This window comes from Mesorhizobium sp. M2A.F.Ca.ET.042.01.1.1 (assembly GCF_003997405.1).
GTDB lineage: Bacteria > Pseudomonadota > Alphaproteobacteria > Rhizobiales > Rhizobiaceae > Mesorhizobium.
Map to the genome: position 1 here is coordinate 1 of NZ_RZRX01000020.1, position 24,525 is coordinate 24,525.

19 protein-coding genes and 1 pseudogene are annotated in these 24,525 nt (G+C 64.3%); 8 read left to right on the top strand and 12 right to left on the bottom strand.

Going from position 1 to position 24,525, the window contains the following annotated elements:
* Window positions 1-161 precede the first annotated feature (161 nt).
* Entirely contained in the window at window positions 162-1,457 is a 1,296-nt protein-coding gene (locus EOA23_RS05180) for a lipopolysaccharide biosynthesis protein (protein WP_127303114.1), read from the bottom strand.
* A gap of 201 nt (window positions 1,458-1,658) precedes the next feature.
* Here EOA23_RS05180 and EOA23_RS05185 point away from each other — a divergent pair, with 201 nt between their 5' ends.
* The 3 genes from EOA23_RS05185 to EOA23_RS05195 all read left to right on the top strand — a co-directional run bounded on the left by EOA23_RS05185 (window position 1,659) and on the right by EOA23_RS05195 (window position 6,304).
* Window positions 1,659-4,163 carry a GumC family protein gene (locus EOA23_RS05185; RefSeq protein WP_127303115.1) on the top strand — a complete coding sequence of 835 codons (2,505 nt, stop codon included), beginning with the start codon at window positions 1,659-1,661 and terminating at the stop codon, window positions 4,161-4,163.
* Between the two features lie 228 nt (window positions 4,164-4,391).
* Window positions 4,392-5,291 (top strand): bifunctional methylenetetrahydrofolate dehydrogenase/methenyltetrahydrofolate cyclohydrolase FolD, encoded by a 900-nt coding sequence (gene folD, locus EOA23_RS05190; RefSeq protein WP_127303116.1) that lies wholly within the window; start codon window positions 4,392-4,394, stop codon window positions 5,289-5,291.
* A 14-nt stretch (window positions 5,292-5,305) separates the two neighbouring features.
* The gene (locus tag EOA23_RS05195) at window positions 5,306-6,304 is read left to right on the top strand and encodes a GlxA family transcriptional regulator (RefSeq protein ID WP_095819786.1); all 999 of its coding nucleotides are present in this window, start codon (window positions 5,306-5,308) and stop codon (window positions 6,302-6,304) included.
* Between the two features lie 3 nt (window positions 6,305-6,307).
* Here EOA23_RS05195 and EOA23_RS05200 read toward each other — a convergent pair.
* Window positions 6,308-6,571, bottom strand: a pseudogene (locus tag EOA23_RS05200) (autotransporter domain-containing protein); the annotation flags it as partial.
* A 137-nt stretch (window positions 6,572-6,708) separates the two neighbouring features.
* On the opposite strand from EOA23_RS05200, the gene EOA23_RS05205 reads away from it, so the two are divergent.
* Window positions 6,709-8,367, top strand: a complete 1,659-nt coding sequence (locus tag EOA23_RS05205; protein WP_127303118.1) for a VWA domain-containing protein — start codon at window positions 6,709-6,711, stop codon at window positions 8,365-8,367.
* A 96-nt stretch (window positions 8,368-8,463) separates the two neighbouring features.
* Here the strand turns inward: EOA23_RS05205 and EOA23_RS05210 are convergent, their stop codons facing one another.
* The 4 genes from EOA23_RS05210 to zwf all read right to left on the bottom strand — a co-directional run bounded on the left by EOA23_RS05210 (window position 8,464) and on the right by zwf (window position 13,196).
* Window positions 8,464-8,745, bottom strand: a complete 282-nt coding sequence (locus EOA23_RS05210; RefSeq protein ID WP_127303119.1) for an XRE family transcriptional regulator — start codon at window positions 8,743-8,745, stop codon at window positions 8,464-8,466.
* Between the two features lie 398 nt (window positions 8,746-9,143).
* Complete coding sequence (edd, locus tag EOA23_RS05215) at window positions 9,144-10,967, bottom strand: phosphogluconate dehydratase (RefSeq protein ID WP_127303120.1); 1,824 nt, start codon at window positions 10,965-10,967, stop codon at window positions 9,144-9,146.
* 61 nt (window positions 10,968-11,028) lie between these two features.
* On the bottom strand, window positions 11,029-11,745 hold the full coding sequence (pgl, locus tag EOA23_RS05220; RefSeq protein WP_127303121.1) for a 6-phosphogluconolactonase: 717 nt from the start codon (window positions 11,743-11,745) through the stop codon (window positions 11,029-11,031).
* A complete protein-coding gene (gene zwf, locus EOA23_RS05225; protein WP_126079091.1) occupies window positions 11,727-13,196 on the bottom strand; it encodes a glucose-6-phosphate dehydrogenase in 1,470 nt (489 codons plus the stop codon). The genes pgl and zwf overlap by 19 nt, the downstream gene beginning before the upstream one ends.
* A 260-nt stretch (window positions 13,197-13,456) precedes the next feature.
* On the opposite strand from zwf, the gene EOA23_RS05230 reads away from it, so the two are divergent.
* Both EOA23_RS05230 and EOA23_RS05235 read left to right on the top strand, forming a co-directional pair.
* Window positions 13,457-14,203, top strand: a complete 747-nt coding sequence (locus tag EOA23_RS05230) for an SDR family oxidoreductase (RefSeq protein WP_127303135.1) — start codon at window positions 13,457-13,459, stop codon at window positions 14,201-14,203.
* 74 nt (window positions 14,204-14,277) lie between these two features.
* On the top strand, window positions 14,278-15,573 hold the full coding sequence (locus EOA23_RS05235) for a Mur ligase family protein (RefSeq protein WP_127303122.1): 1,296 nt from the start codon (window positions 14,278-14,280) through the stop codon (window positions 15,571-15,573).
* A 43-nt stretch (window positions 15,574-15,616) separates the two neighbouring features.
* Here the strand turns inward: EOA23_RS05235 and EOA23_RS05240 are convergent, their stop codons facing one another.
* The 3 genes from EOA23_RS05240 to EOA23_RS05250 form a co-directional block, all read right to left on the bottom strand.
* Window positions 15,617-16,507 (bottom strand): SH3 domain-containing protein, encoded by an 891-nt coding sequence (locus tag EOA23_RS05240; protein WP_189341506.1) that lies wholly within the window; start codon window positions 16,505-16,507, stop codon window positions 15,617-15,619.
* A 257-nt stretch (window positions 16,508-16,764) separates the two neighbouring features.
* On the bottom strand, window positions 16,765-18,051 hold the full coding sequence (locus EOA23_RS05245) for an FAD-binding oxidoreductase (protein WP_127303123.1): 1,287 nt from the start codon (window positions 18,049-18,051) through the stop codon (window positions 16,765-16,767).
* Window positions 18,052-18,177: 126 nt separating this feature from the next.
* Window positions 18,178-19,611, bottom strand: a complete 1,434-nt coding sequence (locus EOA23_RS05250; RefSeq protein WP_127303124.1) for a glutamine synthetase family protein — start codon at window positions 19,609-19,611, stop codon at window positions 18,178-18,180.
* A gap of 130 nt (window positions 19,612-19,741) precedes the next feature.
* Between EOA23_RS05250 and EOA23_RS05255 the strand changes: the two genes are divergently transcribed.
* The gene (locus EOA23_RS05255; RefSeq protein ID WP_127303125.1) at window positions 19,742-20,464 is read left to right on the top strand and encodes an HAD family hydrolase; all 723 of its coding nucleotides are present in this window, start codon (window positions 19,742-19,744) and stop codon (window positions 20,462-20,464) included.
* Window positions 20,465-20,474: 10 nt separating this feature from the next.
* Here the strand turns inward: EOA23_RS05255 and EOA23_RS05260 are convergent, their stop codons facing one another.
* The 3 genes from EOA23_RS05260 to aceA all read right to left on the bottom strand — a co-directional run bounded on the left by EOA23_RS05260 (window position 20,475) and on the right by aceA (window position 22,735).
* Window positions 20,475-20,858, bottom strand: a complete 384-nt coding sequence (locus EOA23_RS05260; protein ID WP_245473998.1) for a response regulator — start codon at window positions 20,856-20,858, stop codon at window positions 20,475-20,477.
* A 290-nt stretch (window positions 20,859-21,148) separates the two neighbouring features.
* Window positions 21,149-21,391, bottom strand: coding sequence for a hypothetical protein (locus EOA23_RS05265; protein ID WP_042640947.1), 243 nt, complete (start codon window positions 21,389-21,391; stop codon window positions 21,149-21,151).
* Window positions 21,392-21,445: 54 nt separating this feature from the next.
* Window positions 21,446-22,735 (bottom strand): isocitrate lyase, encoded by a 1,290-nt coding sequence (aceA, locus tag EOA23_RS05270; RefSeq protein ID WP_127303126.1) that lies wholly within the window; start codon window positions 22,733-22,735, stop codon window positions 21,446-21,448.
* 250 nt (window positions 22,736-22,985) lie between these two features.
* On the opposite strand from aceA, the gene EOA23_RS05275 reads away from it, so the two are divergent.
* Window positions 22,986-24,428 carry an XRE family transcriptional regulator gene (locus EOA23_RS05275; RefSeq protein ID WP_127303127.1) on the top strand — a complete coding sequence of 481 codons (1,443 nt, stop codon included), beginning with the start codon at window positions 22,986-22,988 and terminating at the stop codon, window positions 24,426-24,428.
* Window positions 24,429-24,525 lie beyond the last annotated feature (97 nt).

A 24,525-nucleotide genomic window follows, 5' to 3' on the forward strand; every position in this document is an offset into this window, starting at 1 on the left:
TCTAGGCCAGCGCTCACAAATCCGCGCGCAAAAGGCCGGACATATGAGCGCAAGCGATCAGGTCAAATCATCTCCAGCCAAAGCCTTGCAAGCAGGGGGCCGTCCACATATGAGCACCGGAAGCGCAGGAAGCCGCCATTTGCAGGCCGGCCTCACCTGAATCAGATCGCCTTGGCCGGCCGGCGCATCGCCGAATAGGTCAGCAGCATCGAGGCGAGATAGAGCAGCAGGAAGACGATGTTGAGCGACAGGACCAGATTGGCCGTGTCGGGGATCGTCGTCAGCACATAGGTGAGCAAAACCGCCTTCAATCCGGCGAGCAGGCCAAGATTGATTGCCCTCACCGCCGTCTGGCCGCGCGCGAAGAGAAGCTCGGCCTGGTATTCGACGAGGTTGCGCAGTCCCGGCACGCAGACCGCCAGCGCCACCAGCGGTGCCGCCTCGGCGACATTCTTGCCGAGCGCATTCGGGAAGAAGTGCAGCACGATGCCGAGCGACGCCAGCGCCAGCGTTGAGACCAGGAACACGCCGCCTTCGATGCCGCTCTTCACCGCCAGCCGCGACAGCAGCTCCGGCGCCCGCATCATGCGCTGCACCAGCATCATTGAGAAGGTGCGGATCGGGATCGCGGTGAGATCGACCAGCCGCATGATGATGGCATAGATGCCGGCGAGATGCGGCCCTCCGATCGACAGCACCAGCAGCTTGTCGAACTCCATCTGCAGGTAGAACAGCACTTCGGAACCGGCGACATAGATGGAATCGGCGAGCCGCCTGAAATAGAGCTCGGCGCGCAGCCTCAGCCGCTGGCGCGGATAGAAGAAGACGAAGGCGACGATCAGCGAAGCGGCGTTGGCGCCGATGTAGAACAGCGACCAGACGCCGATCGTATGCTGCGCGCCGAGCATGAACAGCACCGCGCCGACGGCCCTGAGCGCCGTCGCCAGGATGGCAAGCACCGCAGCGCGCCCGAACTTGCCGAGCCCGTTGTTGACGATCAGCGCCACTTCGACCGGCCGCCACAACAGCGCCTCGGCGAAGACGACCGCCGCGAAGGCCGACAGCGGCACGGTTCCTGAAAAGAAGATCAGGTAGACGATGTAGGAGGCTGCGGCGAGGAACGGCAGCGACAAGACACCGAGAAGCAGGAAACCGGCGGTGAAGGTGCCGATCAGGTTGGGGCGGATCGTGGCGGTGCGGTAGAGCGCCGAGATGAAGCCGAAGGCCAGGATGCGCGACAGCATGATGCCGGCGGCAGAGGCAGTCGCGAACATGCCGAACTCGGCGATCGAGAGCGTGTTGGCCAGAGCGATGAAATAGGCGAGCGAAAACACCAAGCGGCCGCCGGCGCCGCTGATTGCCGAGAAATAGTCGAATACCAGCTTCCGGCGGCTGGCCACGAAGTGGCCGATCCGCGCGAAGCTCCGCCTCTGCGGCATGTCGCTGGCCTGGGTCATGTCGGGGGCGATAGATAGGCTGGAAAGTTTAACGCGGCGTTCTGGCGGCGGCCCCGGCGGCGCCGAAATGCCGCGAACAAGGCAAGAAACCGTGCGAGCCCGGGTGCGAAATTAACCGTTTGTTTCCTATGCCCGTTTAGCGTGACTTAACGATTGGCCCATCCGCCGCGCCCGCGCCGCCAGAGAGCAAGTTCCAGGACAATGGTCGACAGGGATAACCGTGATGACTGGAGGCGCGAGCGTTCCCTGCTGGCGCTCGGCCAGGCTATGCGCGGCGAGGACAACACCGTTTCGATTGGCGACAGGGCCGACTCCTCATGGCGCGAGGACGCCGCAGCGCGCCACCGCGCCGCGCGTTCCGAACGCGAAGGGAAGTTGAATCCGCGGCCCGATGATACCGGCGAGTTTGGCCGCGATCAGGGACAAGCGCAATCCCAGCCGGTCGAGACCGAACATGACTGGCGCGGAGGAAATCGGTCTGCGTCGCCCGAGCCGCTCCATGAAGCTCCTGCGGAGAGCCAGCAACCGCAAGCTGCCCCCGAACCTCAGTCGAGCCGGCCATCTGCCGGCGACGTTTCCGAGGAATGGAAGCCGCTGGTCGACCCGATGCAGGTCGTGCACGGCATCACGCGATCCAAGGCGCTGATCCTGTCGACGACCATCCTGGGCGCCGCGCTTGGTGTCGCTATCGCCTTGTCGACGCCGAAGAAATATGAGGCCACCACCGACGTCATCGTCGACCCGCGCGACCTCAAGCTCACCGACCGCGACCTGACACAGAACGTGGTCGCCTCGGATGCGACGCTTGCCATCGTCGAGAACCAGGTCCGCATCCTGACGTCGGGCACTGTCCTCAACAAGGTCGTCACCGATCTCAACCTTACCAATGATCCTGAGTTCAACGGCCAGGGCAATGGCGGCTTCGGCCTGATGTCGACGCTCCGCTCGATCCTGTCGCGGCAGGATGCGGGTGCTGCGGACGAAGCGCGCAAGCGCGCGCTGGCGGTCGGCAAACTGTATGACAGCCTCGATGTCGAGCGTGGCGGCAAGACCTTCGTGGTCTCAGTCAGCGCCACGACGCAGAACGCCGAGAAATCCGCCCTGATCGCCAACACCATGGTCAAGGCTTTCAAGCAGATTTCCAGCGAGATCCAGTCGAGCACCGCGGGCCGCGCCAATGACGAGCTTACCGCCAGGCTCGACGAATTGCGCAAGGGCGTCGAGACGGCCGAACGCAACGTCGAGGATTTCCGGGCGACGCACGATCTCGTCGACGCGCAGGGTCACCTGATCAGCGACGACCAGATGCTCAAGCTCAACGAGCAGCTTTCCGTCGCCCGCGCCCGCACGCTGGAGCTCAACGCACGCGCCGCCTCGGCACGCTCGCTGAACGTCAATTCGATCCTCAGTGGCACGTTGCCGGAGGAAATCAACTCGAACATGATGAGCGAGCTGCGCTCGCAATATGCCGCGCTGAAGCAGGAAGCCGACCGCGCCGAGGTCAAGCTCGGGCCGCGCCATCCGGAAATCGAGGCGCTGAATGCCCAGCTTGCCGGCGCGCGCGAGCGCATCAGCGCCGAGCTGCAGCGCATCGCATCCTCGCTGCAGGTCGACCTCAAGCGCTCCGTCCAGCTCGAGCAGGACCTTTCCTCGCGCCTGGCGCAGGCCAAGGTGCAGAGCGGCGACGTCAACAACAACCTCGTCTCGCTGCGCGAGCTGGAGCGCGAGGCGGCCGCCAAGCGTTCCGTCTATGAGCAGTTCCTGCTGCGGGCCAAGGAAACCGGCGAGCAGAAGGACATCAACACCGCCAACATCAGCGTCATTTCGGAGGCCTATGCGCCGCTGCAAGCCAAGGGTCCGTCGCGCGCCGTGATGGCCTTGGCCGGTCTGTTTGCCGGCCTGTTCGCCGGCATCGGCCTTGGCGGTTTGCGCGGGGTCTATGCGAGCCTGCGCGAGACGGCCGACACGCGCTCGCGACGCCGGGCCGGGGATCGTGCTCCAACGGTGGGGAACGTTTCCAACCGTGCCGCTCCGCTGGCGCCGCCGCTAGTTACGCCGCCACCGGCCCCGCCAGTCACTCGACCGCCGGCCGCGTCTTTCACGTCGGAGCCTCCCGCTCCCCCTTTCACGCCACCTCCGGCCAAATCATTTACGCCGCCTCCGGCTCCGGCATTCACGCCGTCGCCAGCCGCGTCTTTCACACCGCCGCCTGCCTCGCCTCCGGCCCCTCAGCCTGCGTCGGTGGCTGCGCAGCCCGCGGTCCAACCCGTCACACCGCCACCGATGCCGGACAATGACGCCGTCCGTCCCGGGCTTTTCGGGTCGCTTGCCTCGGCGCTCCGCTATGTCGTGCGCCGCGAGCCGGCTGAAACGGTGGATTTGGACACTGTGCCGCCCGAAAGCGCCTGGCGCGTGCCCAGCCGGGAGGAACGCTACCCTGGGGCTGAACCCTCGGCGCGGCAGAATATTCAGCCGCCATACGGGCAGGGCTATTCCTATCGGCCGGCCCATGGCCGGACCGATCCGTACGAAGATCGATATTCGGCATCGCCCGCCTCCTACGATCCGCAACCGCCAGTCCCGGGCGACGCCCGCCAGTCGTCGGCCGACCAGGGTGAGATCGACGAGATCCGCGCCAGCCTGCGCGAATTCCGCGAGGCGGTGCGCGAGCTGACCGAAAGCCGCTCGCGCCGTCGCTATTTCTGAAGCGTCACATTATTGACACCCCATATTTCTTGACCGCTTGCGGTTCGATAAAAGCTGCCGGTTTCGGGTTTACGGCATCCGACGACGCTTTGACGGGATTGCCCTGTCGAATTTTCGTGAAAATGCCGCGCTGCATTGCGGCCGCAAGCGTCTCGCTTTGGCGGATCGACAATGCCGATCGAGGAATGAGGCCATGCACCGGCCTCGTAGCGAAGCTGAGGGTTGGTGATGGCCGAAGTGATTGACGGAAAGAGTGTCGCCGAGGATGTGGTTTCGAAGGTCAAGGCTTTGACCGCGGAGCTGTCGGCCAAGGGAGCCACCAAGCCTGGCCTTGCCGTGGTGATCGTCGGCGAAGACCCGGCAAGCCAGGTCTATGTCGCTTCGAAATCGCGCACCGCCAAGGAATGCGGCTTCCATTCGCTCCAGCATACGCTGCCGACCGACACCAGCGAGGAACAGTTGCTGAAGATCATCGGCGATCTCAACGCCGACAAGTCGATCCACGGCATCCTCGTGCAACTGCCGCTTCCAGGCCATATCGACGCCGGCAAGGTGATCCAAACGATCGCGCCGGAGAAGGATGTCGACGGCTTCCACTTCATCAATGTCGGCAAGCTCGGCACCGGCGAGCTTGACACGGCCTTCGTGCCCTGCACGCCGGCGGGCTCCATGCTTTTGATCGAACGCGTGCGCGGCAAGGATCTTTCCGGCCTCAACGCCGTTGTCGTCGGCCGTTCCAACATCGTCGGCAAGCCGATGGCCAATCTGCTGCTCGCCGCCAACTGCACCGTCACCATCGCCCACAGCCGCACCAGGGACCTGCCGGCGCTGGCACGCACCGCCGACATCCTGGTCGCCGCCGTCGGTCGCCCGGAAATGGTCAAGGGCGATTGGGTGAAGCCCGGCGCGACCGTGATCGACGTCGGGATCAACCGCATCCCGGCGCCCGAGAAGGGCGAGGGCAAAAGCCGCCTGGTCGGCGACGTCGCCTATGCCGAGGCGGCCAAGGTCGCCGGCGCCATCACGCCGGTCCCCGGCGGCGTCGGGCCGATGACCATTGCCATGCTGATGGCGAACACTGTAGCTTCCGCCTACCTCGCGGCCGGGCTGAAGCGGCCGTCCTTCTGATCGAAAGCAGATCCTTGCCGAACCTTACTGCTCCTGTCGAACGGCCGATCACGAACGATCCCGTTCAGGGCGGCCGTCAGTTCGGCTTCCTGCTCGTCGACAAGTTCTCGATGTTCTCGCTGGCCGCGGCAATCGACTGCTTCCGCTCGGCCAACCGCCTGCTCGGCCGCGACTTCTACGGCTGGACGACGATTTCGGCTGACGGCGACGCGGTCATGGCCTCGAACGGCCTGCCGCTGAAGATCGACTATTCGGTCGCCGACATGCCGCCGGTCGACATCCTGTTCGTCTCGGTCGGGCTCACCACGGAATTCCCCGGCAAGAGCAAGGTGCTGGCGGCTTTGCGCAGCTGGGGCCGGCGCGGCAATGCGCTCGGCGCGCTGTCGGTCGGCTCCTATCTGCTGGCCGAGGCCGGGCAGCTCGACGGCTATCGCTGCACCATCCATTGGGAGAACCGCGCCGGCTTCATGGAGCGTTTTCCAGACATCAACTGCACCGGCAATGTCTTCGAGATCGATCGCAAGCGCTACACCTGCGCCGGCGGCACCACGTCGATCGACCTGATGCTGGAGATCGTCCGCGGTGACTTCGGCTCCAACCTGGCCAATGGCGTCGCCAATCAATTCCAGCACGAGCGCATCCGCTCGGCCGGCGACCGCCAGCGCGTCGGACCGGAGCGCGATCTCACCGGCAAGTCGGAGAAGCTCAGGCGCATCGTCGAGCTGATGGCCGACCATCTCGACGAGCCGCTGTCCGCCGTGCAGCTCGCCAAGTCGGCGGGCCTGTCGGTGCGTCAGGTCGAGCGCTTGTTCCTGCGCCATCTCAGCGTGACGCCGGGTCGCTATTACATGCGGCTGAGGCTCGAACGGGCGCGCGAGTTGCTGCGCCAGACCAACATGCCGATCCTCGACGTGGCGATCGCCACCGGCTTCACCTCGCACTCCTATTTCGCGCAGAGCTACCGGCTGCAGTTCGGCCGCCCGCCATCGGAAGAGCGCCGCACCACCTACTGAGTTTTAGAAGGCGACATGCAGCCCGGCCTTGAAGGCTTGGCTGGTCGTGCCGCCGCCGAATTGCCCGAAATAGCTGATGCCGAGCCGCGCGGCCGCGCTGGTCTGGATGTCGAGGCCAAGGTCGATCAGAGCGGCGTCACGCACGATCGGCGTCCCGGCGATGGTGAACGGGTCCTGGCCGGCAAAGGCCACGCCGATCGTCGGTGCGGCGTCGCCGAAGGCATGGCGCCAGCCGAGGAATCCACGCGCCGTCGCGGCCATGCCGCCAAGATCGAAGGCCGCCCGGCGCTATCGTGATGCGCTCAAAACCCGGCAGAGGGGCGGATGCAACGGCTGGGCTTGTCCCCCGGCGCCACCTAAAATAGCTTTCCGGGCGCGGACGAGGGAACAATCAGGAGACATCCATGGCGGGACTGATACGGAGCGTCGCTGCGGCGGCCCTCCTTTTGTCGATGACCAGTTTCGGCTTTGCCGCCAACAAGGTCATCATCATTCTGGACGCTTCAGGCTCGATGTGGGCCCAGATCGATGGCAAGCCGAAGCTGGAGATCGCGCGTGAATCGCTGCGCACGGTGCTGCAATCGGTTCCGGCAGACGACGAGATCGGCTTCATGGCCTATGGCCATCGCACCAAGGGCAGCTGCGACGACATCGAGCTGATCGTGCCGCCGCAGGCCGGATCCGCCAGCGCCATTTCGGCGGCCGCCGACAGCATGAAATTCCTGGGCAAGACGCCGCTCACGGCCGCCGTCAAGCAGGCCGCCGAGGCGCTGAAATACACCGAGGACAAGGCAACGGTGGTGCTGATCACCGACGGGCTGGAGACCTGCGGCGGCGATCCCTGCGCGCTCGGCAAGGAGCTGAAGGAAAGCGGCGTTGATTTCACCGCCGATGTCGTCGGCTTCGGCCTGACCGCCGACGAAGGCAAGCAGATCGCCTGCCTCGCCGAAAACACCGGCGGAAAATACATCCAGGCCTCCGACGAGAAGGCGCTGCAGGACGCGCTGGTCGAGACCGTGGCGGCTCCGGCGCCGGCGCCAGAGCCGGCTCCGGCACCCGCGCCAGCGCCCGAGCCCGCCAAGCCTGAATTCAATTTCATGCCGAGTGTGGTCATGGCCGAGGGGGGTCCCGAGATCTCCGACAACAGCAATGCCTGGGAAATCTACAAGGCCAATGCGGACGGATCGCGCGGCGATCAGGTCATGACCGAGTATGGCGAGCTGAAAACCAATCTCGAACCGGGCGACTATATCGTCGTCGGCCGCGACGACGAGGCAAGAAGCGAGCAGAAGATCAAAATAGAGGCCGGCCAGGTTTACAAGCCGCTGTTCACGCTCAACGGCGGTACGCTGGTTATCCATCCGCATGCGAGCCGGGGATCGGAGATCAGCGGCGAGGCGCGTGTCGACTTCGCCTATCCCGGCGGCAGCACCACCCACTATGGCGACGCCAAGGCGACTGTCCCCGCCGGCGAGCAGAAGGTGACGGTGCAGATCGGCGCCGGCACGGTAACCGAGACCATCCAGCTTGCTGCCGGACAGACGGTCGAGAAGGATGTCGTCGTCGGCGTCGGGCACGCCGTGCTCAATGCCTTCTATACGGCAGGCGGCGACAAGGCCGACAATTCCGGCATTAGCTTCGAAATCGTCAAGGCGAAGAAGAAGATCGACGGCAGCCGCGAGAGCGTCGAGCACTCCTATGGTCCCGACAGCAAGTTCTGGCTGCCGCCGGACGACTATGTCGCGCTCACCACGCTCGATCTTGCCGTTGCCGAGCAGCCCTTCACCATCAAGGCCGGCGACAATCAGGACATCAAGGTCACGCTCGACGCCGGCGTGCTGGCGATGTCGGCGCCCGGCGCTTACTCGATCGAGGTGTTCTCGTCGAAGAAGGACATAGAGGGCAAGCGCAAGTCGCTGGGCTTGAGCTATGGCGACAGCTGGCAGCAGACGATTCCCGCCGGCGATTATGTCGTCGTGCGGCACGCCTCCGACCAGGGCCAGGACAAGGAAATGCCAGTGACGATCAAGGCCGGCGAACGGAGCGAGATCACCGTTCAGTAGTAACCGCAGCCTGCCTGCCTTCCGGTCTGGCTGCCCTGGCATTCCGCGAACGGATCGCGGAATGCCGTCTCGGCAACACGGTGCACATGGCGCCGATCAGGCAGCTTCCGAGACGCGCACTTCGACATGAAGCCCGGCCGCGACCGCCATATTGACGAGAGTGTCGAGGGCAAACAGGTTGATCTTCCCGCGCAGGAGATCGGATACGCGCGGCTGCGTCACGCCAAGCCGCTGCGCGGCTTCGGCCTGCGTCCAGCCCCTTGCTCGAATGTGCTTCTCCAGGGCCATCATGAGCGTGGAGCGGAGCTTCATGTTCCCGGCTTCGGCGGGAGTGTCTTCGATGGCGTCCCACACACTTGCAAACGTTTCTTTGCTCACTGGCCTAGTACCTTAACACTGACGTTTTGACCGGGTTGGTTGGTGTGCGTTCCATGCCTTGGCGATTGGCCGAGACGCCTATCGCGGTCGTCATCCACGGGCGGAGCAAGGAGCGTAGCGACGCGCGCAGACCCGAGGATCCATTCCGTGACCTGGAAGCGTCGCGGCGGTCCAGAATTCTGCACCGTTGCACATTTCGGTTTAGGTAACGCATGGATTCCAGGGTCTGCGCGCGTCGCTACGCTCCTTGCTCCGCCCTGGAATGACGAGGTTCAGGAGCCTTCAGTCCTTCATGAGATTGCTGTAGCGCCGCAGCGTTAGAACTTAAGCGTCTTCACGCCAGCAACTATACAAAATTTTGTATAGTTGGCGCAAGTAGCTTCTCACACGAAACGAGATCAGGCGCTTCCGAACGCCGCCGCCCCATGGTCGGCGCGGCCGACCAGTTGCCGGAACCCCGCGAACAGCTCGCGGCCGAAGCCGAACTCGTTGCCGATGAGATCGGCGTCCGCGGTGCGGCGCAGCGCGAACTCCGTTCCCGGCACCAGCACCTCGAGTGTGCCGGCATCGGCGTCGAGGCGGATGACGTCGCCGTCATGGATCCTGGCGATCGGGCCGTCCTCGACCGCTTCCGGAGTCACATGGATCGCCGCCGGCACCTTGCCGGAAGCGCCCGACATGCGTCCGTCGGTCACCAGCGCCACGCGCTGGCCGCGATCCTGCAGGATGCCGAGCACGGTGGTCAGCTTGTGCAGCTCCGGCATGCCGTTCGCCTTCGGGCCCTGGAAGCGGATCACGGCGACAAAGTCGCCGGTAAGCTGGCCGGCCTTGAAGGCGTCGTTCAGGCCTTGCTGGCTGTCGAACACTTTTGCCGGCGCCTCGATGATGCGGCGTTCCGGTTTGACGGCGGAGGTCTTGATGACGGCATGGCCGAGATTGCCTCCAAGCACTTTCAGGCCACCGGTCGGCTGGAAGGCTTTCTTGACCGGCGCCAGCACCTTCTCGTCGCCGCTCACGAGCGGCGCCGCTTCGCGCACCACGCTGCCGTCCCCGCCAAGTCTAGCCTCGACCGCGTAGGGCCGCAGGCCTTCGCCCCACACCGTCTGCACGTCCTCATGCAGCAGGCCTTCGTCGAGCAGCTCGCGGATCAGGAAGCCGAGCCCGCCGGCGGCATGGAAATGGTTCACGTCGGCGAGCCCGTTCGGATAGACGCGCGCGAGCAACGGCACGGCTTCTGATAGGTCCGAAATATCCTGCCAGGTCAGCGCAATGCCGGCAGCCGCGGCCATGGCGATCAGGTGGATCGTATGGTTGGTCGAGCCGCCGGTGGCGTGCAGGCCGACCACGCCGTTGACGATCGAACGCTCGTCGATCATGCGCCCGACCGGCGTGTAGGCATTGCCGAGCGCGGTGATCGCCAGCGCCCGCTTGGCCGCTTCCCTGGTCAGCGCATCGCGCAGCGGCGTGCCTGGATTGACGAAGGAGGCGCCCGGCGTATGCAGGCCCATGATCTCCATCAGCATCTGGTTGGAATTTGCCGTGCCGTAGAAGGTGCAGGTGCCAGGCCCGTGATAGGACTTGGATTCCGCCTCGAGCAGCTCGGCGCGGCCGACTTTGCCTTCGGCATAGAGCTGGCGAACCTTGGCCTTCTCGTCATTCGCCAAGCCGGTCGTCATCGGCCCGGCCGGAATGAAGACGGCCGGCAGGTGCCCGAAGGTGAGCGCCGCGATCACCAGTCCTGGCACGATCTTGTCGCAGACGCCGAGGAAGACGGCGGCGTCGAACATATTGTGCGACAGGCCGATCGCCGCCGCCATGGCGATGACATCGCGCGAGAACAGCGACAGCTCCATGCCGGGCTGGCCTTGGGTGACGCCGTCGCACATCGCCGGCACGCCGCCGGCGACTTGAGCGATGCCGCCCGCTTCACGCGCGGCTTCCTTGATCAGCGCCGGGAACGTCTCGAACGGCTGATGCGCCGACAGCATGTCATTGTAAGAGGTGATGATGCCGAGATTCGGCACGCGGTCGCCGCCGAGCGCGATCTTTTCCGACGGGCTGCACACGGCAAAACCGTGGGCGAGATTGCCGCAGCCCAGCACCGCCCGATTGGCGGTATTGCTTGACGCTCCGGCGATGCGGCCGAGATAGGCTTCTCGCCCGGCTTTTGAACGTTGGCGGATGCGTTCCGTGATGGCTTCGATATCGCGTCTGGCTGTCATGGTCCGTCCTTTCGAGCCCGGTAAGCGTCCTCCCCTGCCGCCGGGCTGTCCTCGTATGAAATCAGGGTGCCCAGAACACCTCTATCCGTCCCGGCGCCGCCTCGAGCACGCTGCGGATGGGCTTTTTCGCGCCTGGACCCATCGCGCCGTTGAACGCTGTGCGCTTGTCCTCGCCTTCGATGTGCAGCGCGACGAAGCCGGCCGCGACGATGCGCGCCATCGACAGTGTCAGCCGCGGCTCGCCGCCGCTCGCCGCGTGCACCGGCAGCACGATGCGCTTTGACGCGGGGTCGAGCAACTCCTCGAGGTTGCCGGCATCGGGAAAGAACGAAGCCGTATGGCCGTCGCCGCCCATGCCGAGAATGACCACGTCGAGCGGCCAGGGCAGCGACCGCAGCGCTTCGCTATCCGCCGCCGCGGCGTCCTCGATGCTTGCCGCCTCATGGTAGAGCGGCACGAAGCGCGCCGCCGCGGCCTTGTTCTGCAGCAGGTTCGCTGCCACCAGCCCGGCATTCGATCGCGGCGAGGACGGCGGCACGAAGCGCTCGTCGACCAGCGTCACAATAACCTTGTCCCAGGCGATCGGCGTGGTCGAGAGCGCGGCGAACAGCTTTGCCGGCGTGGTCCCGCCGGAGACGGCGAGCAGCGCGGCGCCGCGTTCTGTGATGGCCCTGGTCAAACGGTCCGCGATCTCACCGGCAAGCGCCGTCGCGAGATCCTGGCGATCGGCAAAGCCGTTCCAGCCGTAGCTGACCTCGCTCAATTGCTCTCGTGCCATGTCCGTCCGTCACGTTCGATAAGCGCGATCGAGGCCGACGGCCCCCAGGTTCCGGCCGTATAGCCCTGGGCTTCCTGCCTGGCGCTTTCCCAGGCGTTCTGGATCGGATCGATCCATTTCCAGGCCGCCTCGACCTCGTCGCGGCGCATGAACAGCGTCTGGTTGCCTCGCACCACATCCATGATCAGCCGCTCATAGGCGTCCGGCGCGCGCGTGTCGAAGGACTGAGCGAAGCTCATATCGAGCGAAATCTGGCGCAGGCGCATGCCGCCCGGGCCGGGATCCTTGATCATGATGTATTGCTTGACGCCCTCGTTCGGCTGCAGACGGATCACCAGCTGGTTGGCGAAGATCGGTCCGGCGCTGTCGCCGAAGATCGAATAGGGGATCGGCTTGAACTCGATGACGATTTCCGAGACGCGGGTTGCGAGCCGTTTGCCGGTCCTCAGATAGAAGGGAACGCCGGCCCAGCGCCAGTTGCCGATCTCGGCCTTGATGGCGACGAAAGTCTCGGTGTTGCTATCCTTGCCGAGTTCCTCGACATATCCCTTGACGGGACCGCCCGCCGAGGCGCCGGCGCGATACTGGCCGCGCACCGTATGCTTGGGCGCCCCGTTGCCGTTGATGCGCTTCAGGGCCCTGAGCACCTTCAGCTTCTCGTCGCGCACCGCATCGGCGTCCATGGACGACGGCGTTTCCATGGCGACGAGGCAAAGCAGCTGCAGAATATGGTTCTGCACCATGTCGCGCAGCGCGCCGGCCTTGTCGTAATAGGTGACGCGGTCTTCGAGCCCGACGGTCTCGGCGACGGTGATCTGAACATGGTCGATATGCGCCGAATTCCACAGCGGCTCATAGAGCGCATTGGCAAAGCGCAGCGCCATCAGGTTCTGCACCGTTTCCTTGCCGAGATAGTGGTCGATGCGGAAGATCTGGCCTTCGTCGAAATCGCCACCGACCGCGTCGTTGAGGGCGCGCGCCGAGCTGAGGTCGCGGCCGATCGGCTTTTCCAGCACGATGCGCGAATTCGGCGTGATCAGCTTGTGCTCCTTGAGCTTGTGCGAGATGTCGCCGAACAGCGCCGGTGCCACCGCGAGGTAGAAGGCGCGGATGCGGTCGCTGTCGCCGATCGCCTTCTTGAGCTCGCCGAAGCCGGCCCCTGTGGTCGCGTCAGCCGACACGTAGGAAAGCCGCGCCAAGAAAGTCTCAAGCTCCTTGGCGTCGACATCCTCCGGTTTCACGTGCTCGGATATCGCCTTCTTGGCGAAGGTCCGGAATTCGGCGTCGCTCATCTTCGCGCGCGACGTTCCGATGATGCGCGTCGGTTCGGAGAATTGATGGTCGCGCTGGCGATGGTAGAGCGACGGCAGGAGCTTGCGTTCCGACAAGTCGCCGGTGCCGCCGAAGATGATGAAGTCGAAGGGATCGACAGGAATGATCTGGCTGGTCATGGTCAGTCCGATTTGATGCCTGATGGCGGCAGCGTGGTTGGTATATTCTAATCGATTTAAATTTTCCAGTGCCATGGTGTCACAGGCTAGGACCAATCGCTTGCACTTGCATCGGTCCACATGTTTCCCGACACTCGCGCACTGCCGGCAGGCTTGTCGGCAAGCCATGGCCTCCGGCAGCGTTCGCGCCTGCACCATAGAACGTGAATGTGACGAAAGCTAAGGGAGATGGCTGCGGAAATCCAATGAGCGGGAAAGCCATGCGTCTGGAAAACAAGGTCGCCATCATCACGGGTGCCGCGTCGGGCTTCGGCGAGGGCATGGCCAGGCGCTTTGCCGAAGAGGGGGCGCGCGTGGTCGTCGCCGATCTCAACGCCAAGGGCGCGGAGCGGGTGGCCGACGAGATCGGCGCCAACGCGATCTGGACCCAGACCGACGTGTCCCTGCGCTCCGAATTCGACGAGATGGTCTACGCCGCCAAGAGCGCGTTCGGCCGCATCGACATCATGGTCAACAATGCCGGCTTCACCCACCGCAACGGCGATATGCTGGGCGTCGACGAGGAAACCTTCGACCTGATCACCGCCGTCAACATGAAGGCGATCTATCATGCGGCGCTCGCCGTCGTGCCGATCATGGATCGGCAGGGCGGCGGCGTCATTCTGACCACGGCCTCGACCGCAGGGCTTCGGCCGCGGCCGGGACTGACCTGGTACAATGCTTCCAAGGGCTGGGCGATCACCGCCACCAAGTCGATGGCCGTCGAACTGGCGCCGAAGAACATTCGTGTCAACTGCCTTTGCCCGGTTGCCGGAGAGACCGGCATGCTGGAGAAATTCATGGGCGCCGACACGCCGGAGATACGCGAGAAGTTCCGCGCCTCGATTCCGCTCGGCCGGCTCTCGACACCGCTCGACGTCGCCAATGCGGCACTGTGGCTGGCTTCGGACGAGGCCGCCTTCATCACCGGCGTGGCGCTGGAGGTCGATGGCGGCCGCTGTGTCTAGTCGATCACGTGCGGCTTGAGTTTGACTTGACGATCCGGCGAAAGGCATAACGGTGCCTGGATGAGGCGGGTGCCATGAATGCCGGACTGCGGAGAATTCGCAAGGACCTGGGGCAACGCCTCAAGATCTACCGGGCCAGGCGCGCAAGGGCGCGGAGCAAGGCCACCTTCATCGGCGTAACCGGCAGCTCGGGAAAGTCGACCGCCGTGAGCCTGCTCGGGCACATTCTGGCCGGCCACGGGCGGACCTACACGCGGGTTCTGGCCAACACGATAAATTCACTGGTCAGCACACTCTACAGGCACATGAACAAGCACGGCGAGGTCGACTATGTCGTCTTCGAGGCGGGCGCCTCCGGCGTCGATACGATCAGGCCCATGGCACAGCTGCTCAAGCCGCATGTGGCTGTTGTCACTATGGTGCAGCTTGAGCATTTTTCCAGTTTCAAGGCCTTGGAGAACGTCGCTCGGGAAAAACGCGCTTTGGTCGAGGCGCTGGGGCCTGACGGGCTGGCGATACTGAACGCCGACGATCCCAATGTATTGGCCATGGCATCCGGCGGTGCGCATCGCCTCGTCACGTTCGGCGAGTCGGAAACGGCCGACTATCGCGTCGCCGATATCAGCGCTGCCTATCCGCGCACGCTCAGCTTCACGCTTCATTGGCGGGCCGGGGTGTTGAAGCTCGAGACGCAGTTTCCGGGAGAGCATTTCTGGCTGCCGACGGCTGCCGCGGCCGCGACCGCGCTCGAGCTTGGCGTACCAGCGCGAATGGTGGAGGCCAGGATCGCGGCATTCGAGCCGTTGGCGAACCGCTGTCGCGTCCTGGTCGTCGATGGAGGACCGCATTTCGTCGTCGACACCGCCAAGGCCCCTTGGCATTCGCTGTCGCTCGCCTTCGACATGATGGCAAGATCAACGGCTGGGCGAAAGCGGATCGTGCTTGGCCAGCTGTCGGACTTTGGCGGCTCGAACGCGAAATATGCGCGCGCCTATGAAAGTGCGCGCGAGATTGCCGACCAGGTGATCTATGTCGGGGAGCATGCCCATCGCTCGAAAGCCAGCCAGGCCGATCGCGACAGCGGCCGGTTCGTCGAACTGCGGACGCCGAAAGAGGTTTCCGATCATCTCAGGCGCACTGCCGCGCCAGGCGAACTCATCCTTCTCAAGAGTTCTTCCAGTCTTCACCTGGAACGTTTGGCGCTCGCCTGGACACATGATGTAAAATGCTGGATCCCCGCTTGCGGGAAGAAGGAAGGCTGCCAGACTTGCGGCCTTTTCAAAGTGCCGTTCGAGGAGCATCGGGAGTTCGTCAAAAAGCGCAGGCATGATCGCTGGCGGCAGCGACTTCGTCACCTCTTCGGCGGCTGACGGGCGTCGCGGTTCGGCCGCGGGCGCCGCCGGCACAACGGCCTCACGCGCCCGTCTTGACGTAGCTCTTGTAGACCCAGCCGTGCTTGCCGTTATAGACGATCTCGCACCACTGCTTGCAACTCATCACCTGCACCGAGGCCTTGGCGGGCACCGTGGCGATTGCGGCAGCGCCCTTCTTCGGGCCGGAACGCATGGTGACAGATCTCAAAATGCGTCCGTTGGCGGCCGCGCCGACCTTTTGAGGTTTCGGTTTGGACTGCGCCGCGTTGTCGGTTGCCGGCGGATCGGCATCGGGAGCCTGTGGCTTGGCCTCTGGAATGGCGGCGGTCTGGGCGCCGTCCATCTTGTCGCCTGGCGTCTTCGCGGCCGTCTCGCCAGCCGGTGCGGGTGCGGCAACCTGCGACAGTGCGTCCGAGGCGTCGTTCTCCGCGGCTGGTTCGGCGAAGGCCGTGTCGGTTGATTGCGCAGCGCCAGGCTCGGCGGCCTGCTTCGATGGAGCTGGTTGATCCTCTGCCGGCTCCGATGGGGATTTGGAGTCGGGGGCCGTCCAGCGGGGGCTGTTCGACGCCAGCGCCGGAATGTTGGCTTCGCGGGCCGCTGTTGCCGACGAAACCGCATCCGCCTTGCGCGCGGCCTGTGGTGCCGGGGCCACGGTCACCGCCGCTGCCGCCGGAGCGATCTTCGTGGTCTTCACCGGGATTGTCGGCACGGTCTGCTCGGCGCTGGCAGCGGCAACCTGCCGGCCGCTGCCCGGAATGCACAACCAGAGCGCCACCGCGGCTACGCCGAGCAGCGCGACCGTGCCCACCGCTGCAATGACCAGATGCGCGTTCGACTGCACCTTCTGCCAGAAGGATGGCCGTACGTTATAGCCGAACTGCATTGTGAAGCGCTGCCGTTCCGGCGTGCCGAAACTGAAGGGCTCGTTCACTCAAACCACCTCCAACAAGCGGGCCGACGTTCTTTCGATCATTGCCGCGAGGGTTGGCATCGATCGGCATCGGTCCCGAAATCACAGCGGACAAGGCCCGCGAAATCCCCGGAATTTTCGCCCATGATCGCATCTTTTACTGCTGATTATGGCATGAGTGAGCCAAATTGCGAAATTCTGCGCGTCCGTTAAGACTTCCACAACCTGCATCGTGGAAGCCGCCATCGTCGAATCGGCGCCTCGACCGGGCGCCAGCCTCAAATCCTGTCGCGCAGCGCAAACCAGCTGAGCGCCAGAAACAAGAGCGGCGCGCGAAAGCGGCGGCCGCCCGGGAAGGCGGGGATATTCAGGTCCTCGATCAGTTTCAGGCGCTCGCGATTGCCGGCAACGGTCTCGGCATAGAGCTTGCCGAAGAAGTTCGACAGCATGACGCCGTGGCCGGAATAGCCGCCGATCGAGATCACATTCGGCATCACTTCGCGCACGAACGGCTTTCTCGGCATGGTGATGCCGACATAGCCGCCCCAGCCATGCGTGATCTCGACATCCTTGAGGTCCGGGTAGAGCTCGGCGATCTGCCTGCGGATGTGGATATGGATGTCCTTTGGATCGTTGACGGCATAGACCTCGCGGCCGCCGAACAACAGCCGGCCGTCTTTCGACTTGCGGAAATAGCGCACCACGAAACGGGAATCGTCGACGGACTCGCCGCCCGGCAGCACTTTGGAAGCAGCGCCGAGCGGCACGGTCGCGCCGATGAAAGAGCCGATCGGCATGATATGCGCCGCGCTCACCGGCTCGAGATTGCCGCCATAGGCATTGACCCCGATCAGGCATTTGTCGGCCGTGATCGTGCCCCTGGGCGTCGTGACCTTCACCTTGCCGCCGCTGGAAACGATGCCGGTGGTGGGCGTCTGCTCGAAGAGATGCGCGCCGGCGGCCGCCGCCACTTTCGCCGTGCCGATCACCAGCTTCAGCGGATGGATGTGACCGGTGCCGATGTCGCGGGTGCCGCCGAAATAGCGCGACGAGCCCAACCGCTGCGCCGTCTCCGCCTGGTCCATGAAGCTTAAATGCGGATAGCCGAAGCGGGTCGCCATGATCTCGGCGTGGCGCTTGTAGTCGTCGACGTAACGTTTCTTGTGCGCCACGGAAAGCTGGCCCGGCATATAGTCGATGTCGATCGCGTTGGTGGCCGCGAAGTCCAGCAGATGCGCCTTGGCCTCTTCCGCCATGTCGAACAGCGCCTTGGCGCGGGAAAGCCCGTATTCGGCCTCCAACTCTTCCGCCCAGGCACGCTGCCCGGTGCCGAGCTGGCCCCCATTGCGCCCGGATGCGCCGTCGCCGAAACGATAGGCCTCGATCAGCACGACATTTGCGCCTGCCTTGGCCAGATGGGCTGCAGCCGAGAGGCCGGTAAAGCCGCCGCCGACGATGACGACGTCGCAGGTCCGGTCGCCGTCGAGCGAAGGATATTCGGGGCGAGGGCCGACCGTATCCTCATACCAGGACCGGCCGGGAGAGATGGGGGATTGGTAGGGCATGGGAAACCAGTGAATGGTGAATAGTGAATGGTGAATAGCTCGGACAAGCCTGCTGGCCGCGTTCAACCATCCAAGATGAAACTACTCACCATTCACCACTCACCATTCACGCGACGAAGTCGCCACTCACACATTGAGCAGCAGATATTCCCGCTCCCACGGGCTGATCACTTCCATGAAGGTCTCGAATTCGGCCCGTTTGATCGCTGCGTAGGTGGCGGCGAAGGATGTGCCGAGGATGGCCGCGAGCTCCTGATCGCCTTCGAACAGGTCGACCGCTTCCAGCAGGCTGCGCGGCAGGTCGATCTCGTCGGCATTGGCCGTGGTCAGCACCGGCGGCTCAGCCTTGACGTTTTTGATCATGCCGATCAGCCCGCAGGCCAGCGACGCGGCCAACGCCAGATAGGGGTTGGCGTCCGACGACGGGATGCGGTTTTCGACGCGCCGCGCGGCCGGATCCGAGCGCGGCACGCGGAAGGCGGTGGTGCGGTTGTCGTAGCCCCATTTGTTGTTGACCGGAGCCGAGGCCTGTTGCGTCAGCCGGCGGTAGGAATTGACGTAAGGCGCGAACATCACCAGCGCATTCGGCACATGCTTTTGCATGCCGCCGATGAAGTGGAAGAAAGCGTCTGTCTCGGAGCCGTCCTCGGCCGAGAAGATGTTCTTGCCGGTCTTCTTGTCGACCACAGACTGGTGGATATGCATGGCCGAGCCCGGCTGTCCCTGGATCGGCTTTGCCATGAAGGTGGCGTAGATCTCGTGCTTCAGCGCCGCCTCGCGGATGGTGCGCTTGAACATGAACACCTGGTCGGCGAGCTCGATCGGGTTGCCGTGCCGCAGATTGATCTCGAGCTGGCCGGCGCCTTCCTCATGGATCAGCGTGTCGATCTCCAAGCCCTGCCGCTCCGAGAAATGGTAGATGTCGTCGATCAACTCGTCGAACTCGTTGACGCCGGCGATCGAATAGCCGGCGCCGCCGCCGATCGGCCGCCCCGAACGCCCGACGGGCGGCGTCAGCGGATAGTCCGGGTCGGGATTCTTGCGCACCAGATAGAATTCGATCTCGGGCGCCACGACCGGTTTGAGCCCGCGCTCGTCATAGGCCGCAAGCACGCGCTTCAATACGTTGCGCGGCGTGAACTCGACCGAGCGGCCGTCCTGGTGCACGAGGTCGCAGATCACCGCGGCCGTCGGGTCTTCTTCCCAGGGCACGACGGTCAGCGTCGAGAGATCGGGCAAGAGCTTCAGGTCGCCGTCGTCTTCGGGATAGTGGAAGCCGTTGCCGTCTTCCGGGTAGCCGCCGGAGATCGTCGTCATGAACACGGCTGACGGCAGCGCCAGCGAGGTGTTGGAGGTGAATTTCTTCGACGGCATCATCTTGCCGCGGGCAACACCGGCCTGGTCCGGCGTGATGCATTCGATGTCCTCGATGCCGCGCCACTCCAGCCAGGCGCTGGCTTCCTTCCAGTTCTTCACACCGCGTTCGTTTTTCAGGAAGGCAGGCGTGCGGGCGCGTCCCCCCCGGCTTGACGGACGGACTTCCTTTTTCTCAGGCGGCATCATTCACCAGATTGTGTTGCGGATTTCGGACTATAGCCGGGCACCACGGGGAAAGGAAAGGGGAGGCGGGACAACCACCCATCCGTCTTCAGGCTGGCGGCGCGCCGCAACAGCAGGTACACCGGCCGTCATGAAGAACGGGCCCGCCTCTCATTTGACCACGATCGGCTTCGATGCCGACGACACGCTGTGGCAGAATGAGCAGTTCTTCCGCATGACCGAGAAGCGCTTTGCCGAAATGCTGGCGGAGCACGGCGACCATGAGCATATTGCGGCAAGGCTGCTCGAGGCGGAAAGGCGCAACCTCGCCCTCTACGGCTTCGGCATCAAGGGTTTTACCTTGTCGATGATCGAGACGGCGGTCGAGATCACCGGTGGTGAGGTGCCTGGTTCGATCATCGGCGAGATCCTGGCCGCCGGCCGCGAGATGCTCAGCCACCCGATCGAGCCGCTGCCGCATGCGCGCGAGACGGTCGAGGCGCTGTCGGGCTCCTATCATCTGGTGCTGATCACCAAGGGCGACCTCTTCGATCAGGAACGCAAGCTTGCCCAGTCGGGGATGGGTGACCTCTTCGACGCGGTGGAGATTGTCAGCGACAAGACGGCCGCCAACTATGCCCGCATCTTCAGCCGCCATGGCCGTGGTCCGCAGAGCAGCATGATGGTTGGCAATTCCCTCAAGTCCGACGTGGTTCCCGCCATCGAGGCCGGCGGTTGGGGCATCCATGTGCCGCACGAATTGACCTGGGCGGTCGAATATGCCGAGGCGCCTGTCGAGGCGCCGCGTTTCCGCCAGATTGCTCATCTCGGCGAGTTGCCGCGCCTTGTCGAGGCTATCGCAAAGGCCGGTTGAACGCTCTAACTTAGCCGCGCCCTGTCAGACGATCGACCACCGGTTGCAGCCTCTCTGGCGTGATCGGCTTGGCAACGACCGCATCGACCGCGCTCGACAGGCCAAGGCTCTCCGGTGTGCCATTCCTGGTTGAGAGCAGGATAACCGCGGGCAGCGGCTTGCCGGAGACGCGCCGCAGCGCGTCGATGGCCGACATCAGCCGGTCGCAATCCTTGTTGTCGGGGCCACCGTCGAGGATGACCGCGCCGGGCAGTTGGCCGGCCAGTGTCTTCTCGGCGGCCTCGGGCGATTCCGAGATCGGCTTCAGGCCCGATTTTTCGACGATTTTCGACACCACCACCCTGTTGATCGATGATTTTCCGACGACCAGCACCTTCGAAAAGTCCGCCGCCATCGCACCGGCGCGGGCTGCCGGTCTTGGATGTCTTTCGGAGTGGTCGTCACGGTCGGCGGGACACATCGGCGGGCAGGCACTCTGGTTCAATGCAGGGTTGAAACCTGAGGCAGAATTGAGTGAGATCGCGGCCGGTGTCAAGCTGAAACGGTCGAGGCTGAGAATATAGCAAGAAAATCCTGAATTCAGCGCAAGTCGTGCCTCTCAGCGGCGAGACAAATCGAAAAAATGCGACAGTCTCCCGAACGTATAACGCGCGGGAGACTGTCGCCGAGACTGTTGACGTAACGTCAAGTATGGCTCTGATGGGTGACGATGACGGGGATCAGCAGGTCACCCCAGTTGCCGTCGCCGCCATGGTGCCGGGCCGAGCGCACCAGCTCCACCGAGACGCCGGCCTCGACTGCCTTCATGACCGACTGGTTGAGCCTGTGCAGATCGTTGGCAAGCATGCGGATCGTCGCCTGCTGGTCGACGCTCATCGCGCTGGATTGCTCTTCCGCCCTTTCCTTGACGCGGCTTATCGATGCCATTGGTCTTCTCCTCGATGTAGATGCCCTGCGGGCGTTTCCTCTGGTCGTTATCCGTTACTCGGCCGCCGGCCTGAACTGGGCGTGCTCGGTCGATTCATGCATGGCGGTGGTCGAAGACTGGCCGCCGGTGATCGCCATCGACACGGCGTCGAAATAGCCGGTGCCGACCTCGCGCTGGTGCTTGGTCGCGGTATAGCCGTTGGCTTCCGCCGCGAACTCGGCCTCCTGCAGTTCCGAATAGGCCGCCATCTGGCGGTCCTTGTAGCCGCGCGCCAGCTCGAACATGCCGAAGTTCAACTGGTGGAAGCCGGCCAGCGTGATGAACTGGAACTTGTAGCCCATCGCGCCAAGCTCCTTCTGGAACTTCGCGATCGTTGCGTCGTCGAGGTTCTTCTTCCAGTTGAACGACGGCGAGCAATTGTAGGCGAGCAGCTTGCCCGGATGATGCTTGTGCACGCCTTCGGCGAACTTCCTGGCTTGCGCCAGATCCGGCTTCGAGGTCTCGCACCAGATCAGGTCGGCATGCGGCGCATAGGCCACGGCGCGCGCGATGCAAGGCTCGATGCCGTTCCTCACATAATAGAAGCCCTCGACCGTGCGGCCGGCGTCGTAGTCGACAAAAGCCCGGTCGCGCTCGTCGATATCGGAGGTCAAGAGCTTCGCCGCTTCCGCGTCCGTGCGCGCCACGACCAGCGTCGGCGTGCCCATCACGTCGGCCGCCAGACGCGCCGCGTTGAGGTTGCGGATATGCGCCGCCGTCGGGATCAGCACCTTGCCGCCGAGATGGCCGCACTTCTTCTCCGACGCCAGCTGGTCCTCATAGTGGACGCCTGCGGCACCCGCCTCGATGAAGGCCTTCATGATCTCGAAGGCATTGAGCGGACCGCCGAAACCGGCTTCGGCATCGGCGACGATCGGCGCGAACCAGGTCTCTACCGACAGCCCGTTGCCTTCGGATGTCTCGATCTGGTCGGCGCGCTGCAGGGTACGGTTGATCCGCTTGACGAGTTCCGGCGCCGCATTGGCCGGATAAAGCGACTGGTCCGGATACATGGCCGAAGCCGTGTTGGCGTCCGCGGCCACCTGCCAGCCCGAGAGATAGATCGCCTTCAGCCCGGCGCGAACCTGCTGCATGGCCTGGTTCCCGGACATCGCGCCGAGCGCGTTGACGAAATCCTCCTCGTGGATGAGCTTCCACAGCCGGTTCGCGCCCATCTCGGCCAGCGTCTGGCGGATTTGCACGGAGCCGCGCAGCCGCTTCACATCCTCTGGCGAGTAGGGGCGCTCGATGCCGTCGAAGCGGCCTTCCGGCGCGGAGGGAATGAGGTTGTAAAAATCGGTCATTGGTCACTCCGGATCGTTTGAAAACTGCTTCAGCGCCGCATCGCAAATCCATATCCCGCGACGTCTGTGTATGACATCATTTACATTGCAGCGCGAAATAGACCAGAGAAACCGCCATTTCGCGCCGAAAATATAGGAAAAGCTGTGTTGCCATTGACAAGTCCGCTCTGTAAATTTGTCATGATTGTAAAAGCGGCAAACCGGGCGCTGGGTTCGATGCGCCTGTAAATTCTTGTCAAGGGTGGAAGCGATGGCCGACCAGAAGATCTTTGCCGGGCCTCGGCTGCGCCGGCTGCGCAACGCCAGGGGGCTGACCCAGACGGCGATGGCCGAAGGGCTGGGCATCTCGCCTTCCTACCTCAACCTTATCGAGCGCAACCAGCGGCCGCTGACGGTGCAACTCATCCTTAAGCTGGCCTCTGTCTACAAGGTGGATCCGCACGAATTACAAGGTGAGGCCAGAGGATCGGTCGCAGCACTGAAGGAGGTGTTTGGCGACCCGCTGCTGGCTGGTGAACTTCCAGGCGATCAGGAGTTGATCGACCTCGCCGAGACGGCGCCGAACGCTTCGGCCGCGATGATAAAACTCTTTCGCGCCTATCGCGAGCAGGCCGAGCGCCTGTCCGACCTCAACCAGCTGCTGGCCAAGGAGGGCAGGGCGACCGCGCTGTCCGGCGCGCGCCTGCCCGCCGACGAAGTCCACGAAGTGTTCGAACGCCGTCCGAACCACTTTGCTGCGCTGGAGGAGGAGGCGGAGGCTTTCACATCGCTCCTCGAGCCCGGCGACGATCTGTTCGGCGCGCTGAAGGCCTGGTTGAGGCGCGAGCACGGTATCGTCGTCAAGGTGCTGCCGGTCGCCACCATGCCCAACTGGCGCCGCCGCTATGATCGCCATTCGCAGCGCCTGTTCCTGTCGGAGCGGCTGTCGCCCTTCGATCAACTGCGCGAAGTCGCCATGGAGGCGAGCCTGATGCGCATGTCGGTGGCCGTCGCGGGCGAGATCCAGGGGCTGAAGCTCGGCACGGACGAGGCCCGCCGGCTCGCCCGCTTCGAGCTCGGCCGCTATGCCGCGCACGCCCTGATGATGCCCTATCAGGCTTTCCATGCCGCCGCCGTTCGCGCCCGCTATGACATCGACGTCCTGCGTTCCCGCTTCGGCGTCTCTTTCGAACAGGCGGCCAACCGCCTGACCATGCTGCAGCGGCAGGGCGCGGCGGGCGTGCCGTTCTTCATGCTGGAAGTCGACAATGCCGGCAACCGCTTCCGCAAGGCCGGCAGCCAGGGTTATCCGCAAAGCCGCTTCGGCGGCGGCTGCCCCAAGCTTCCGATTCACGCGGCCTTCTCGCAGCCGGGCCAGATCCTGGTCGAGGCGGTGGAAATGCCCGATGGCGCCGAGTTCCTGTGCATCGCCCGCACGCTGGAAGGCCCGCAAGGCGTCTTCTCCGAACGGCCGCGCCGCACCGCGCTCCTGCTTGGTTGCGATATCGGCTTTCGCGACGAGATCGTCTATGGCGCGGCGCTGCCGGCCGGATCCTCCGGCAAGCCCGGGCAAGGTTTCGCCACTCCGGTCGGCCCCGCCTGCAGGCTTTGCGAGCGCGCCGGCTGCCTGGCGCGCGCAGAGCCGCCGGTGACGCGCCCGCTCGGCCTTGACGAGATGGTGACGGGCCTCAGCGCCTTCGATTTCCAGGGTTGATACACGCCGCCGGACCTGCGCGTCGGTGCAGGTCCGACCTGTGCTGAAGTAAACCGCGGCGACGTTGTCCCACATTTCAGTGAATGCTGGATCACGC

Coding starts and splice junctions, on each gene's coding strand:
- EOA23_RS05180 (WP_127303114.1), bottom strand. CDS start 1,457: ATGACCCAGGCCAGCGACATGCCGCAGAGGCGGAGCTTCGCGCGGATC.
- EOA23_RS05185 (WP_127303115.1), top strand. CDS start 1,659: ATGGTCGACAGGGATAACCGTGATGACTGGAGGCGCGAGCGTTCCCTG.
- folD (WP_127303116.1), top strand. CDS start 4,392: ATGGCCGAAGTGATTGACGGAAAGAGTGTCGCCGAGGATGTGGTTTCG.
- EOA23_RS05205 (WP_127303118.1), top strand. CDS start 6,709: ATGGCGGGACTGATACGGAGCGTCGCTGCGGCGGCCCTCCTTTTGTCG.
- edd (WP_127303120.1), bottom strand. CDS start 10,967: ATGACAGCCAGACGCGATATCGAAGCCATCACGGAACGCATCCGCCAA.
- pgl (WP_127303121.1), bottom strand. CDS start 11,745: ATGGCACGAGAGCAATTGAGCGAGGTCAGCTACGGCTGGAACGGCTTT.
- zwf (WP_126079091.1), bottom strand. CDS start 13,196: ATGACCAGCCAGATCATTCCTGTCGATCCCTTCGACTTCATCATCTTC.
- EOA23_RS05230 (WP_127303135.1), top strand. CDS start 13,457: ATGCGTCTGGAAAACAAGGTCGCCATCATCACGGGTGCCGCGTCGGGC.
- EOA23_RS05235 (WP_127303122.1), top strand. CDS start 14,278: ATGAATGCCGGACTGCGGAGAATTCGCAAGGACCTGGGGCAACGCCTC.
- EOA23_RS05245 (WP_127303123.1), bottom strand. CDS start 18,051: ATGCCCTACCAATCCCCCATCTCTCCCGGCCGGTCCTGGTATGAGGAT.
- EOA23_RS05250 (WP_127303124.1), bottom strand. CDS start 19,611: ATGCCGCCTGAGAAAAAGGAAGTCCGTCCGTCAAGCCGGGGGGGACGC.
- EOA23_RS05255 (WP_127303125.1), top strand. CDS start 19,742: ATGAAGAACGGGCCCGCCTCTCATTTGACCACGATCGGCTTCGATGCC.
- EOA23_RS05260 (WP_245473998.1), bottom strand. CDS start 20,858: ATGGCGGCGGACTTTTCGAAGGTGCTGGTCGTCGGAAAATCATCGATC.
- EOA23_RS05265 (WP_042640947.1), bottom strand. CDS start 21,391: ATGGCATCGATAAGCCGCGTCAAGGAAAGGGCGGAAGAGCAATCCAGC.
- aceA (WP_127303126.1), bottom strand. CDS start 22,735: ATGACCGATTTTTACAACCTCATTCCCTCCGCGCCGGAAGGCCGCTTC.
- EOA23_RS05275 (WP_127303127.1), top strand. CDS start 22,986: ATGGCCGACCAGAAGATCTTTGCCGGGCCTCGGCTGCGCCGGCTGCGC.